Source organism: Neoroseomonas alkaliterrae (genome assembly GCF_014199195.1).
GTDB classification, from domain to species: domain Bacteria; phylum Pseudomonadota; class Alphaproteobacteria; order Acetobacterales; family Acetobacteraceae; genus Neoroseomonas; species Neoroseomonas alkaliterrae.
The window spans coordinates 275,844-288,158 of the sequence record NZ_JACIJE010000003.1 but is presented as its reverse complement, the minus strand read 5'-3'; the positions used below and the strand labels follow the sequence as shown (position 1 = coordinate 288,158).

The following is a 12,315-nucleotide window of genomic DNA, read 5'->3' as shown; positions in this document are numbered from 1 at the left end:
CGCGTCAGCCGCCGCGCCGGGCGGGTGCCTGGCCGGCGGCGGGGGTCGCGCCGGCGCCGATCCGGATTTCGATCTGCGCGCGCCGCTGCAGGTCGCGCAGCACCTGGCGGGAGACGAGCTCCACCCGCTCCCGCAGCAGGCTGTCGCGCGCCATCTCGGGCGTGATCTCGGCGAGGTTGCGCGTCTCGCGCGAGCAGACCGCAATCACCATCACGCCATCGGGGGTGACGATGGGCTGCGACGGCCGTCCGACCGGCAGGCTGCCGAGCAGCTCGCGCAGTTCCGGCGGGTTGATGCTGTCCAGGCGCAGCGGGCCCGGATCGGCGACGCGCGCGCCGGTGCGCGCCGCGGCCTCCAGCCCCTCGCAGGAGCGGGCGGATTCCGAAAGCCGCTGGGCCGCCTCCACCTGGCGGAGCTGCTGCAGCGTCGGCGCGGCGGGGTTCACCTGTCCCTCGAAGGGCAGCACGGCCTGGCGCAGCGTCAGCATGGTCGCCATGTCCCGCCCCGCTGTGCGCTTCTGGCGCAGGGTGACGATCTGGAAGCCGCCCGGCACGCGGATCGGGTTGGAGACCGCGCCCTCGGGCATCTGGCGGACGACGGCCGCCACTTCGGGATCGAGGCGCTCGGTCTGGATCCAGCCGAGATCGCCGCCGAGCAGGGCCGACTGCGCCTGGCTGAACTGCGTCGCCACCATCGGGAAGGGCGCGCCCTGGCGCAGGCGCGCGATGATGTCGGCGACGAAGCGCTGCACCTCGGCCTCCTGGGCCGGGTTGGTGAGCGGGATGAAGATCTCGGAAACGAGGTATTCGGGCTGGCCGATGCGCGCGCGCGCGGCGGCGAGGTATTCGTTGATCTCGGCCTCGGAGATGCTCGCCTGCTGGCCGAGCAGCGCCCGCAGCAGCCGGTTCCAGCCGAGCTGCGCGCGGATCTGGTCGTAGAGCACGCGCGGGTCTATGCCGCCGCGGCGGAGGTTCTCCCTGAGGCCGCCGGGGGGCAGGCCGTTGCGGCTCTCGATCTCGGCGACCGCGTCGGCGATGTCCTGGTCGGTGACGGGTATGCGGCGGCGCGCGACCTCCTGCATGCGCAGGCGCTCGTCGATCAGCAGGCGCAGGATCTGGTCGTTGGCGCGGCCCGCGCTTTCGCCGGTGATGCCGGCGGAGAGCGCCAGCAGCCGCCGGCGGCTCTCGACCTCGGCGAGCGTCACCACGTCGCCGTTCACCACCGCGGCGATGCGGTTCACGCGGGGCGCCTGCGCCGTGGCGGGGCTGGCGAAGGCGATGGCGCCGGCGATCGCCGCGACGGCGCAGAGCGCGAAGCGGAAGCGGCGCCGGGCGGGGGTTTGCGTCGCGGCTGTCATGGCGGGGTCTTCATAGAGCCTCGGGCCGGTCGGGGCTACCGTCGCGTCAGATCGCGCGGAAACCGATGTCGCCGATCGTCTTGAGGCCGATCCGGAACAGCAGGATGGTGTTCGCCGGATACTGCGCCCCGGTCGCGGGGTCTTCGGCAAAGCGGCGCAGGAAGCGGGCCTCGAGCAGGAAGCATTCATCCTCATAGGCGGCGGAGGCGCTGAGCGTCACGCCGCGGTTGAGGTCGAGGTCGTAGCGCCCATAGGCTGCGAAGCGCCAGTGGCCGATCTGCTGGGTGATTCCGAGCGCCACCTCGTCCCGGTTGCGCACCGGCGTCAGGTAGGGTGCGGCGGGGGTGTAGAGATAGCCGGCGGTGATCGTCGTGCGGGTGGGCAGGCTGACCGAGGTCGAGAGGTCGAGGAAGCGCATGTTCCCGTCCTCCTGGTCGAAGCGCCCGCGGCCGAGGAATTCGAGCCAGGAGACCGGCATGATCCGCGCCCGCGCCACATAGTCCGAGGCGCGGTTCTCGAGCCCGCTGCCCGCGAAGAAGGGCCCGCCGTCGCGCTGGAAGCGGTAGGAGGCCCCGGCCAGCCCCTCGATCATCCCGCCGTTCGGGAAGTGCCAGGCGGCGCGCAGCGCATAGTCCACGCGGGTGCCGCCCTCCTGCCGGTCGCGGCCCGAGAAGCGGTTCAGCCGGAACAGGTTGGCATCGGTGAATTCGAGGTCGATGCTGTCCTCGTTCGGGATGCGCGCCTGCGCGCCCGTCACCGGGCCGGTCACGATCTGCACCCGCGGCTCGACGATCTGGTGGCCGTATTCTCCGGCCTGGCGGATGAAGGGCATCCGCCAGTCGAGGCCGGCGCGGATATTGGCCTGGACCGCGCTGCCGTTGTCGGCCGCGGTCGAGAAGTTCGGCGGACCGGCGAGGTCGGTGTAGCCATAGGCCGCGAGATCGGCCTGCGCGCGCAGCGTCCAGAGCCCGCCGATGGCGTCGGTTGCCGGCAGCACGTAGCCGATGCGGCTCGATGCCCGCTGGGTGCTGGTGCCGGTGCGGCGGAACACCGCGAAGTTCCAGGTGTCGATGGTGAAGGTGCCGCCGAGGGGATCGACCGGCGAGCGCCAGTCCCAGTAGATGTTCGGCAGCACCACCGGGATGCGGGAATTGTCGTCCGTCCGGCGCAGGCCCTGGAAGCCGCGCCCGTCCACCCGCGCGTAGGAATCCGGGCCCCAGAAGCCCTCGGTGAAGACCTGCGTGGAGAGCAGGCGCCGCGCGCCGTAGCGGTATATGCGGAGGTAGTCCTCCGAGGTCGCGAGGTTGAGGTCGAAGCCGGCGCGCCAGGTTTCGTCCAGGCTGAAGCGCCCGCGCGAGAAGATGTGGCCGCCGAAGCCGCGCTCGGTGTTGTCCGAGCCGTCGAGATAGCCGAGCGAGCCCTCCGCCTCGATCTCGCCGAAGTTGAAGCGGCGACGGTATTCGAGGCCCAGATTGGGCACCGCGCTGGTGGCGATCTGCGGGCGCAGCACCAGTTCCTGGCTCTCGTCGATCGCCCAGTAGTAGGGCGCCTCCACGAAGGCGCCGAGGAAGCGCGTGATGCCGAAGGTGGGGCTGAGGAAGCCCGACTGGCGCGGCGCGTCGCCCGCCGGATGCTGCAGGTAGGGCGTCCAGAACAGCGGCACGCCGCCGAACTCCACCACCGCGTCGCGGTAGCGCGCCTGGCGCGCCTGCTGGTCGAGCGTCGCCGTGCGCGCGCGCAGCTGCCAGATCGGCGGGGCGAGCGGGTCGTCGCGGCAGGGATCGCAGGCCGAATAGACGACGCGCGAGAGGTCGAAGACGGTCCCGCCCGTGCGCCGCGCCCCGGCGGCCGCGACGCGCCCATTCTGCGCGAGCAGCCCGCGCAGCCCCTCGAGCACGCCGTCGCGGAACTGGTTCTCGAGCACCACGCTGTCGGCGAAGACGACCTGCCCATCCCCCTCGATCAGTTGGACATTGCCGCGCGCGGTGGCGACGCCGGTGTTGCGGTCGTAGGTGAACTCGTCCGCGCGGAGCACGCGATTGCCCTGCCACGCCTCGACCCGGCCGCGGGCCACGACCAGGGCGCGGTTCTGGTCGTATTCCACCTCCTCGGCGGTGAAGGTGACGGGCTGGTCTTCTCCGCGCGCGGGGGCAGCCGGCGCGGGGGCGGGCGCCGGCGCGCCGGGCAGCACGGGGGCGATGGGCGTGGGCGCGACGATCGGCGGCTGCACCACGGCCTGCCCGAAGGCGGGCGCGGCGAGCAGCGCGAGCAGGGCGGCGAGCGGCGCCTCGCGTGAGGTTCGGGCCATCGGGTCTCAGCCGTCCTCGAGATGCAGCAGCAGCGCGGTCGCGAGCAGGAAGCCCGCGCCCGCCGGCGCCCAGGCGGCGAAGGCGACCGGCAGCGTGCCGGCCTCCCCGAATTCGCCGGTCACCTTGTCGATCACGAACAGGGCGAAGCCTGCGGCGACGCCGCCGCCGATCATCTGCGCGACGCCGCCGCGGCGGGAGGAGCGCATCGAGAACCCGGCGGCGAGCAGCGCCATCGCCGCGGCGAGCAGCGGCAGCGCCAGCAGCGACTGGAAGTGCAGCCGGTGCCGCACCGCCGAGAAGCCCGCATTCTCCAGCACCTGGATGAAGCCGGGCAGCGCCCAGAAGGAGAGGGTGTCGGGGCTCGCGAAGGAATCCTGGATGCGCTCCGGTGTGAGTTCCGTCGGCAGCACCAGCCGCTGCGCGGGGGAGGGCTGGCGGTCATTGCCGAAGGAGATGGCGCCCTCGATCACCCAGCGCCCCGGCGTGAGCACGGCCGAGGGGGCCTCGACCCGCGCAAGCGGGCGGTCCTCGGCCGAGAGGCGCCAGATGGTCACCGCGTCGAGGCGGAAGGCCTCCCCCGGGCGGAGGTCGCGCAACGGCACCGGCCGGCCGGACAGGATGGCGACCCCGCGCGGGTCGAGCCCGGGGTCCGACTGGCGCAGCCACAGCCGCCCGCCGGCCAGCGCGGTGATGCCCGAGACGTTGCGCAGGTATTGCGCGTCCAGCCGCTCCGCGCGCGCGAGCATGGCCGAGGAGATCGGCGAGACCATCGTCGTCGCCAGCGCGCCGAGCAGCACCGCGACCGCGACCGGGCCGCTGAGGAAGCCCCAGGCCGAGACGCCGGCCGCCCGCGCCACCACCAGTTCGGAGGAGCGCGTCAGGCGCCAGAAGGCTGCGATGCCGCCGAGCAGGATGGCGAAGGGCAGGATCTGCATCGCGACGAAGGGCAGGCGCAGCGCGGCGATCTGCGAGACGAGGCCGAAGGTCGCTTCCTGGCGCGTCGCCGCGCGGCGCAGCAGCTCGATCAGGTCGAACAGCGCCACGAGGCCCGCCAGCGCGGCGAGCATCGCGAGCGTCATGGCGGCGAAGCGCCGCGAGACGTAGAGCGTGAGGGTCTTGGCGATCGTCATGGCGCGGCCACCGCGGGCGGCGCCTGTCTCGGCCAGCCCGGCGCGCCGCCGAGCCACCAGGCCGCGATCATGCCCGGCAGCACCGCCTGCAGCCAGATCAGCGGCACCCAGCCATTGTCGCGCGCCGCGAGATTGCCGCCCGTCAGGCCGAAGGCGAGCAGGCCGACCACGATGCCGATGCCGATCGCGATCCTGAGCCCGCCGCCATGGCGCCGGAACTCCCCGGTCAGCGCCACCGCGAGCCCGACCAGGGCGAAGCTGAGCGTGGTCAGCGGGCCGGCCAGGCGCTGATGCGCCTCGGCGTAGTAGCGGCGGATCTCGCGCTCGCGCAGCCCCTCGGCCGGGTCGGGGTAGAGCAGCTCGGCCACCGTGCGTTCGCGCGCATCGCGCGAGCGGGCCTCGTCGCCGCGCGTCGCGCGGGCGAGGTCGATGCTGTTCTCGCTGAAGGTCAGCACATTGAGGCGCAGCGGCGGCAGGCCCGGCGCGGCATTGGCAGGCGCGCGCTCGACCTGCTGGCGCACGCCGTTGAGCAGCGTGACGCGCGGCCCGGTCGGCGTGGTGGTGATGCGGCCCTGCTCGGCGAGGATGGTCACCGGCGCGCCCGGGTCGCGCTGGTCATGCACCAGGATGCCGCGCAGCGTGCCATCCGGGTCGCGGTAGCGGGCATAGACCGTGAGATCCTCGCCCACCTGGCTGAACACGCCCTCCTGCAGGAGCACGCCGACGAGCTGGTTGCGGATCTCGAACTGCCACTGGCGGAAGGCCGCATGGCTCAGCGGCACGAGCCACAGGTTGAGCAGCACGCAGAGCGCCGTCGCGATCATGGCGAGCAGGATGGCGGGCCGCGCCAGGCGCCATTGCGATAGCCCCGCCGCGCGCATCACCACCAGCTCGCGGTCGCTCGCGAGCCGGACATAGACGAACAGCACCACGATGAAGGTCGTGATCGGCAGGATGACGGCGAAGAAGGAGGGCAGCATCAGGCTCGTCAGCTCGACGAAGACGAGCAGGGAGAGGCCGCGGTCGAGCACCAGCTCGATGAAGCGCAGCGACTGCGTGAGCCAGACAAGCGCAGCCAGCCCGACCGTCACGGCGATCAGGGCGAGCGAGAGCTGACGGAACAGGTAGCGGTCGATGCGGGTCATGGGGAAGAGGACAACCTAGAGGTTTGCCGCCCCCGCCGGAAGCCTCGCAGCCATCACCGCCCCGTGCGGCGCCGCCGCAGCCAGGCCAGCGTGCCGGCGAATCCGGCCGCATCCTCGATCAGCCGGCCCCAGCGCAGGCCGAGTGCATGGCCGAGCGCCTTGCCCGCATGGTGGGCGAGCCGCGCCCCGGCATCCCCGCCACCATGCCGGGCGCGGAAGATCTGGCGCGACAGGGCCATGTGGAAGGCCTTGCGCCAGCGGATCCGCGCCGACGGCGCCGAGGAGCGCCCCCCGGCATGGGTCACCACCGCCGAGGGCACATAGACCACGGCCTTGCCGCGGGCGCGCGCGGCGGCGCAGATCTCGTCATCCTCGTAGAAGAGGAACAGCGATTCGTCGAAGCGCAGGCCATCGGCGCTGCGCAGCAGCATCGCCGCGCCGGAGACGAACTCCACGCAGGCCGGCCCCTCGGGCCAGGGCTCGGCGCCGCGCCGCCGCGGCAGCAGGCGCCGGCGCTGCTGGGCGGCGTCGTAGGAGCGCACCGGCGCCCCGTCCTCGCCCCGGATCGCCGGGGCGATGATGGCGGCATCGGGCCAGGCATCGGCGGCGGCGACCAGCGCCTCGACCGCGCCGGGCGCCAGCCGCGCGTCGGGGTTGAGAAGCAGGGCGAATTCGCTGCCCACGAGGTCGAGCCCCGCATTGCACCCCGCGCCGAAGCCGCGGTTCTCCGGATTGCGGACCAGCCGGGCCTGCGGGGCGGCGGCGGCGATCCGCTCGGCCGTGCCGTCGCCGCTGGCATTGTCCACGACGATCAGCGGCAGGCCCGGCGGCAGGGCGGCGAGGAAGCCCTCCATCGCCGCGGCGCTGCGGTAGGTGACGGTGACGACGGTGACGCGCGCGGCGCCTGCGCCCGGCCCGTCCACGCCGCGCCTCAGGGCAGGACCTTGCCGGGATTCATGATGCCGGTGGGATCGAGCGCGGCCTTGATCCGCCTCATCGCATCGAGTTCGGCCCCGCCGCGCCAGGATTCCATCATGTCGGTCTTGAGCCGGCCGATGCCGTGCTCGGCGCTGAAGGAGCCGTCGAGCTCGCGCACCACCGCGTTCACCGTCTCCATGATGTCGTGGCTGCGCGCGAGGAAGGCCGCCGGGTCCATGCCCTCGGGCTGTTCGAGGTTCATGTGGATGTTGCCATCCCCCATGTGGCCGAAGGGCACGGGGCGGATGCCGGGGATCAGCCGCCCGCAGGCGGCCGAGGCGCGGCGGATCAGTTCCGGCACCTTCGAGACGGGCACCGAGACGTCGTTCTTCACGCTCGCGCCCTCCTTGCGTTGTGCCTCCGGGTGCTCCTCGCGGATGCGCCACAGCGCGGCGCGGCGCGCCTCCGACCCGCCGATCACCGCATCGAGCACCTCGCCCGCCTCCATCGCCGCACCCAGCACCTGCTCGGCGAGGCCCTGCAGGTCGGCATCGGCGCGGGTGGAGGCAAGGTCGACCAGGATGTAGTGGTCCGCGCGTTGCGCGAGCGGCAGCGCCACGCCGGGGATGTGCTTCACCGCGAAATCGACGCCGAGGCCGGACATGTATTCGAAGGCGCGGATCGCGGTCTCGTCCGCCTCGCGGAAGCGGCGGAAGACCGCGAGCGCGGCATCCTCGTCGGCCACCGAGCAGAACAGCACCTCGCTCGCGCGCGGGCGGGCGAAGAGGCGCAGCGTCGCGGCGGTGATGATGCCGAGCGTGCCCTCCGCGCCGACGAAGAGATGGCGCAGCGCATAGCCCGTGTTGTCCTTTCGCAGCCGGCGCAGCCCGTTCCAGACCTGCCCGTCGGGCAGCACGACCTCGAGGCCGAGCATCAGTTCGCGCGCATTGCCGTAGCGCACCGTGGTGTTGCCGCCGGCATTGGTGGAGAGGATGCCGCCGATCATCGCCGTGCCCTCGCCCCCGAAGGAGAGCGGGAAGAGGCAGTTCGCCTCGGCCGCGGCGTCCTGCGCCGCCTTCACCACCACGCCGGCCTCGGCGGTCATGGTCATGTCCACGGCGTCGATGTCGCGGATGCGGTTCATGCGCGCGAGCGACAGCACGACCGAGCGGCCATTCCCCTCCGGCGTCGCGCCGCCGACCATCGAGGTGTTACCGCCCTGCGGGACGATGGCGATGCCCGCTTCGGCGCAGATCCGCACGCAGTCCGCGACCTGCTGCGTGCTGGCCGGGCGCAGCACCGCGAGTGCCGCGCCGCGATACAGCCCGCGCCAGTCCGACAGCGCGGGGGCGATGTCGGCGGGGTCGGTCAGCAGCCCGGCGGGGCCGAGCAGGGTGGCGAGGGCGTCGGGCAGGTCGGACATGGCGGCGATGTGCCGCGCATGGCGGCCCGCGGTCAATCTCCGGGGCCGGTCGCCGAAGCCCGGCATGGGCCGGTCAGCGCGTTTCGTCCGGGCCGGGCTTCAGGCCGTAGCGCGCAACCAGCGCCCAGACATGGCGCGGGATCATGTTGCGCATCATGGCCGGCTTCTGGCGGCGCAGGCGCAGCACCGTCTCGATCGCCTTCATCTCGACCCGCGCGCGGGCGAATTCCAGGCCGCGCGGGCCGATCCGCGGCTGCAGCCAGGCGACGATCGGGCGCGCCCAACCCGGCATGCGCCGCAGCGGCAGCCCGCCCGCCGCGCGCTCGGTATTCGCCATGAAGCCGCGCACGGCGGCGGTGCGGCGACCGGCGCTGCGCGGCGTCTCCACCAGCACCTCCTCGCCCAGCAGCGAGAGCAGCGCCTCGCCCTTCGCGTTGCGCACGATCAGCCATTGCGCGCCGGTGCCGCCCATGTAGCCCACCGTGATGTCGGCCAGCACGTTGGTGTAGTCCACGCAGGTTCGGCAGGTGAGCGGGAAGAAATCCCCCGGCAGGTCGGCCAGCGGCAGCATCAGGAACGGGATCTCCCGCCTGCGCCCGTCCTGGTGGCGGATCTCGACATGGTAGTCGGCGCGGAATTCCAGGTAGGTGACGGTCGCCGGCGAGGGGTCCACCAGGGCGAGGAATCTGTGGAAGTTCCCGGTCGTGGTGTTGTCGGAACACGGCGTGCCGATGACGAACACCTCCTCGAAGCCGAGGCGGTCCTGCAGCGCGCGCAGCGCATAGACCTGGCAGGGGATTCCCACCACCGCGATGCGCCGGTGCCCCGCCGCCGCGGCCGGTTCCAGCAGCGCCAGCAGCGGCGCGTAGCCCATGCGCATGCCGCGGCATTGCGCGAGGTCATCCGCCCGTGTCACCAGCACCGGCACGGGCTTCCAGCGATCCTCCGGGTCGGGCGCCATGGTCAGCACGGCGGTCACCGCGCCGGTTTCCAGCAGGCGCTCGGCGATGCGCGTGGTGATGCCGGTCCATTGTGCGCCCTCGGCGGGGCGCCTCAGCGCCGCGCGCAGCATGCGGCGGAAGGGGCCGAAATGCGCCTCGTCCGGGCGCGCCAGGTCGCGCGCGCGGCCATGCGCCTTCGCCTCCAGCGCGGCATAGTCCGGCCTGATGAACTGGCACGCCACCCCGCAGGCCTTGGGCTCCGCCATGCGCGAGACGCCGCAATCGGTGCAGAGGCCCCGGGGCTGCGGTTCGCGCAGCGGCGGCGCCTGCAGGCTCACAGCAGCAGCAGCCCGACCACCGCGCCCGCCCCGAGCACCCACAGCGGCGAGTAGTCCGTCCGCCAGACGAACAGTGTCGAGGCCGCCGTCACCGCCACGGGGATCCAGCCGCTCGCCGTGCCGCGCGCGAGAATGAGGCCCGAGGCCGCGATCAGCCCCACCGCGATCGGCACCAGCCCGCGCTCGATGGTCTTGAGCCACATCCGCCCCGCGAGCCGTGCCCTGAGGCGCGAGAAGCCGAAGGCCATGAAGGAGGTGGGCAGGGTCATCGCCAGCACGGCGGTCAGCATCCCGCCGACACCGCCGACATGCCAGCCGAACAGCCCGACCACCAGCACATTCGGCCCCGGCGCCGCCTGGGCGAGCGCGAATCGCCGCGCGAAGTCGGCGCTGTCCATCCAGCCATGCACCTCCACCACCAGGCGGTGCATCTCGGGCAGCACGGCGATGCCGCCGCCGATCGAGACCAGGGAGATCGCCCCGAAGCCGAGGGCGAGCTGCCAGAAGATCGCCCAGGTCATGGCCGGCGCATCGCCCGCCAGGCGGCCCAGATGCCGAAGGGCGCGAGGCCGAAGACGGTCAGGGGCAGCGGCACGCGCAGGATGCCCGCGGCGGCGAAGGCCATCAGGCCGACCGCAAGCAGGGCCGGCGGCGGCCTCAGCTTCTCGGTCATCTTCGCCGCCGTGCCGAGCACCATCCCCGCCGCCGCCGCGCCGACGCCGGCGAGCAGCGCGCGCATGGTCGGCAACTCGCCATAGGCGTCGTAGAGCATGGCGAGGCCGGCGAGCAGGATCAGCGGGCCGCCGAACATGGCCGAAGGCGCGGCGATGGCCCCGGCCGTGCCGTGGAACCGGTCGCCCACCATTATGGCGGCGTTGAGCGCGTTCGGCCCGGGCAGCACCTGCCCCAGGCCGAGCGTCTCGGCGTATTCCTGGTCGGTCAGCCAGCGCTTCTCCTCGACCAGCACGCGCCGGGCCCAGGCATTGATGCCGCCGAAGCCGATCAGGCCGATCTTGCCGTAGGTGAGGAAAAGGTCGGCGAGCGTCGGGACGGGACGCGGCGGTGGATCGTCGGTCATGCCCGGGAAAGGGACCGCGCCGCCGCGCCGGGATCAATCCCCCTCGCGCGCAGGGCCGGCGCGCGTCGGCGCCGGCCCTGGCGGTGCGTCACGTCTTGCGCACGTTCCACATGAACGGCACCGGGGAGGGCAGGATGTCATGCACGTTCCGCCGGAAGGCGGTGGGCTGCCACATCTGCCCGACCGTGACATAGGGCACGACCTCGAAGGCGCGCCTCTGGATCTCGACCGCGATGCGCTTCTGCTCGTCCGGCGTCGGCGCCGAGAGGAACTGGTTGCGCAGCTCCTCCATCCGCTCATCGGTCGGCCAGCCGGGCCAGGCGGCGGCGCCGTGGGTGCGCAGCGGGGCGTGCAGCGCCGGATTCGCGAGGTCTGGGCCCACCCACCAGGTGTGGAAGATGGACCAGCCGCCCTGCGCCGGGGCGTTGCGGCTGGCGCGGCGGGCGAGCACCGTGCCCCAGTCGGTCGCCACGAACTCGACATTCATGCCGAGTCGCCGCAGCAGATCCTGCGTCACCAGCCCCTGGGCGTGGTTCGCCGGGATGTCGGTCGGGCTGATGATGACCACCGGCTCATTGGCGTAGCCGGCCTCGCGCAGCATGGCCCGCGCGCGGTCGAGGTTGCCGCCGATCGCCGCCGTCCCCTCGTCGGAGGCGAGCGGCGTGCCGCAGGAGAAGAAGGACTTGCATTCGCGGAAGTAGCGCGGGTTGCCCACCACCGCCTGCAGGTAGTCCGTCTGGTTCACCGCCATCTGCACCGCGCGCCGGATGGCCGGGTTGTTGAACGGCGGATGGAGGTGGTTGAACCGCATCATCAGGATGGAGCCGACCGGGTCGATCTGCTCGATTCGCACGTCGCGCGCGCGCTGCAGAAGTGGCAGCAGGTCGAAGGCGGGCTGCTCGTACCAGTCCACCTCGCCGGTCTGCAGCGCCGCGGCGGCGGTGGAGGGGTCGGGGATGATGCGCCATTCCACGCGCTCGACATGCACGCGCTTGCCGCCCGCGGCCGAGGAGGCGGGCTCGTTGCGCGGCACATAGCCCGTGAACCGCTCATAGACCGCCTGGCTGCCCGGCACCCACTGGTCGCGGATGAAGCGGAACGGGCCGGAGCCGATCGCCTCCGGCACCGGGGTGTTCGGGTCCAGCGTGGCGTGCCGCTCATGCATGATGAAGGGCACCTGGGAGGAGAGCTTGCCGATCGCGTCGATCAGCAGCGGGAAGGGGCGGCTCAGACGGATGCGGAAGGTGCGGTCGTCCACCACCTGCATCTCGCCCACCGCGGCCATCAGGGTCTGGCCGAAGGAATCGCGCGCCCCCCAGCGGCGCAGGCTCGGCACCACGTCGTTGGCGCGGACCGGTTCGTTGTCGTGGAAGCGAAGGCCCTCGCGCAGGCGGAAGGTCCAGGTCAGGTCGGTGCCCGAGCCCTCCCAGGATTCGACCATCTGCGGCTTGATGGCGAAGTCGGCGTCGGTCGCGAACAGCGTGTCGTAGACCATGTAGCCGTGGTTGCGCACGATGTAGCCGGTGGTGCCCACCGGGTCGATCGAGGCGAGGTTGGAATGGGGGATGAAGCGCAGCACGTTGCGCGCGGCCCCCTGCGCGACGGCAGGCGCGGAAAGCCCCGCGGATGCGACGGCGGCGCCGGCCGCGAGGGCGGAGCGACGGGTGATCATGGGG

At 72.7% G+C, this 12,315-nt stretch carries 10 protein-coding genes; all 10 read right to left on the bottom strand.

Annotated features, from left to right (window positions below; translation table 11 throughout):
• Window positions 1-4: 4 nt before the first annotated feature.
• The 10 genes from FHS88_RS07400 to FHS88_RS07355 all read right to left on the bottom strand — a co-directional run bounded on the left by FHS88_RS07400 (window position 5) and on the right by FHS88_RS07355 (window position 12,311).
• Window positions 5-1,357, bottom strand: a complete 1,353-nt coding sequence (locus tag FHS88_RS07400; protein WP_184483096.1) for a peptidylprolyl isomerase — start codon at window positions 1,355-1,357, stop codon at window positions 5-7.
• A 46-nt stretch (window positions 1,358-1,403) separates the two neighbouring features.
• A complete protein-coding gene (locus FHS88_RS07395; RefSeq protein ID WP_184483094.1) occupies window positions 1,404-3,665 on the bottom strand; it encodes an LPS-assembly protein LptD in 2,262 nt (753 codons plus the stop codon).
• Between the two features lie 6 nt (window positions 3,666-3,671).
• Complete coding sequence (gene lptG, locus FHS88_RS07390) at window positions 3,672-4,796, bottom strand: LPS export ABC transporter permease LptG (protein ID WP_184483092.1); 1,125 nt, start codon at window positions 4,794-4,796, stop codon at window positions 3,672-3,674.
• Window positions 4,793-5,941 (bottom strand): LPS export ABC transporter permease LptF, encoded by a 1,149-nt coding sequence (lptF, locus tag FHS88_RS07385; RefSeq protein ID WP_184483090.1) that lies wholly within the window; start codon window positions 5,939-5,941, stop codon window positions 4,793-4,795. The genes lptG and lptF overlap by 4 nt, the downstream gene beginning before the upstream one ends.
• A gap of 53 nt (window positions 5,942-5,994) precedes the next feature.
• Entirely contained in the window at window positions 5,995-6,864 is an 870-nt protein-coding gene (locus FHS88_RS07380) for a glycosyltransferase (RefSeq protein WP_184483088.1), read from the bottom strand.
• 8 nt (window positions 6,865-6,872) lie between these two features.
• Window positions 6,873-8,282 carry an FAD-binding oxidoreductase gene (locus FHS88_RS07375; protein WP_184483086.1) on the bottom strand — a complete coding sequence of 470 codons (1,410 nt, stop codon included), beginning with the start codon at window positions 8,280-8,282 and terminating at the stop codon, window positions 6,873-6,875.
• A gap of 73 nt (window positions 8,283-8,355) precedes the next feature.
• Window positions 8,356-9,561 (bottom strand): Coenzyme F420 hydrogenase/dehydrogenase, beta subunit C-terminal domain, encoded by a 1,206-nt coding sequence (locus tag FHS88_RS07370; protein WP_338146458.1) that lies wholly within the window; start codon window positions 9,559-9,561, stop codon window positions 8,356-8,358.
• Complete coding sequence (locus FHS88_RS07365) at window positions 9,558-10,082, bottom strand: chromate transporter (RefSeq protein WP_184483083.1); 525 nt, start codon at window positions 10,080-10,082, stop codon at window positions 9,558-9,560. The genes FHS88_RS07370 and FHS88_RS07365 overlap by 4 nt, the downstream gene beginning before the upstream one ends.
• Entirely contained in the window at window positions 10,079-10,639 is a 561-nt protein-coding gene (locus FHS88_RS07360) for a chromate transporter (RefSeq protein WP_184483081.1), read from the bottom strand. The genes FHS88_RS07365 and FHS88_RS07360 overlap by 4 nt, the downstream gene beginning before the upstream one ends.
• Before the next feature lie 88 nt (window positions 10,640-10,727).
• Complete coding sequence (locus FHS88_RS07355) at window positions 10,728-12,311, bottom strand: ABC transporter substrate-binding protein (RefSeq protein ID WP_184483079.1); 1,584 nt, start codon at window positions 12,309-12,311, stop codon at window positions 10,728-10,730.
• Window positions 12,312-12,315 lie beyond the last annotated feature (4 nt).

What these genes read in the sequence shown, in the direction of transcription:
- FHS88_RS07400 (WP_184483096.1), bottom strand. Translation starts at nt 1,357, where the DNA reads ATGACAGCCGCGACGCAAACCCCCGCCCGGCGCCGCTTCCGCTTCGCG.
- FHS88_RS07395 (WP_184483094.1), bottom strand. Translation starts at nt 3,665, where the DNA reads ATGGCCCGAACCTCACGCGAGGCGCCGCTCGCCGCCCTGCTCGCGCTG.
- lptG (WP_184483092.1), bottom strand. Translation starts at nt 4,796, where the DNA reads ATGACGATCGCCAAGACCCTCACGCTCTACGTCTCGCGGCGCTTCGCC.
- lptF (WP_184483090.1), bottom strand. Translation starts at nt 5,941, where the DNA reads ATGACCCGCATCGACCGCTACCTGTTCCGTCAGCTCTCGCTCGCCCTG.
- FHS88_RS07375 (WP_184483086.1), bottom strand. Translation starts at nt 8,282, where the DNA reads ATGTCCGACCTGCCCGACGCCCTCGCCACCCTGCTCGGCCCCGCCGGG.
- FHS88_RS07365 (WP_184483083.1), bottom strand. Translation starts at nt 10,082, where the DNA reads ATGACCTGGGCGATCTTCTGGCAGCTCGCCCTCGGCTTCGGGGCGATC.
- FHS88_RS07360 (WP_184483081.1), bottom strand. Translation starts at nt 10,639, where the DNA reads ATGACCGACGATCCACCGCCGCGTCCCGTCCCGACGCTCGCCGACCTT.
- FHS88_RS07355 (WP_184483079.1), bottom strand. Translation starts at nt 12,311, where the DNA reads ATGATCACCCGTCGCTCCGCCCTCGCGGCCGGCGCCGCCGTCGCATCC.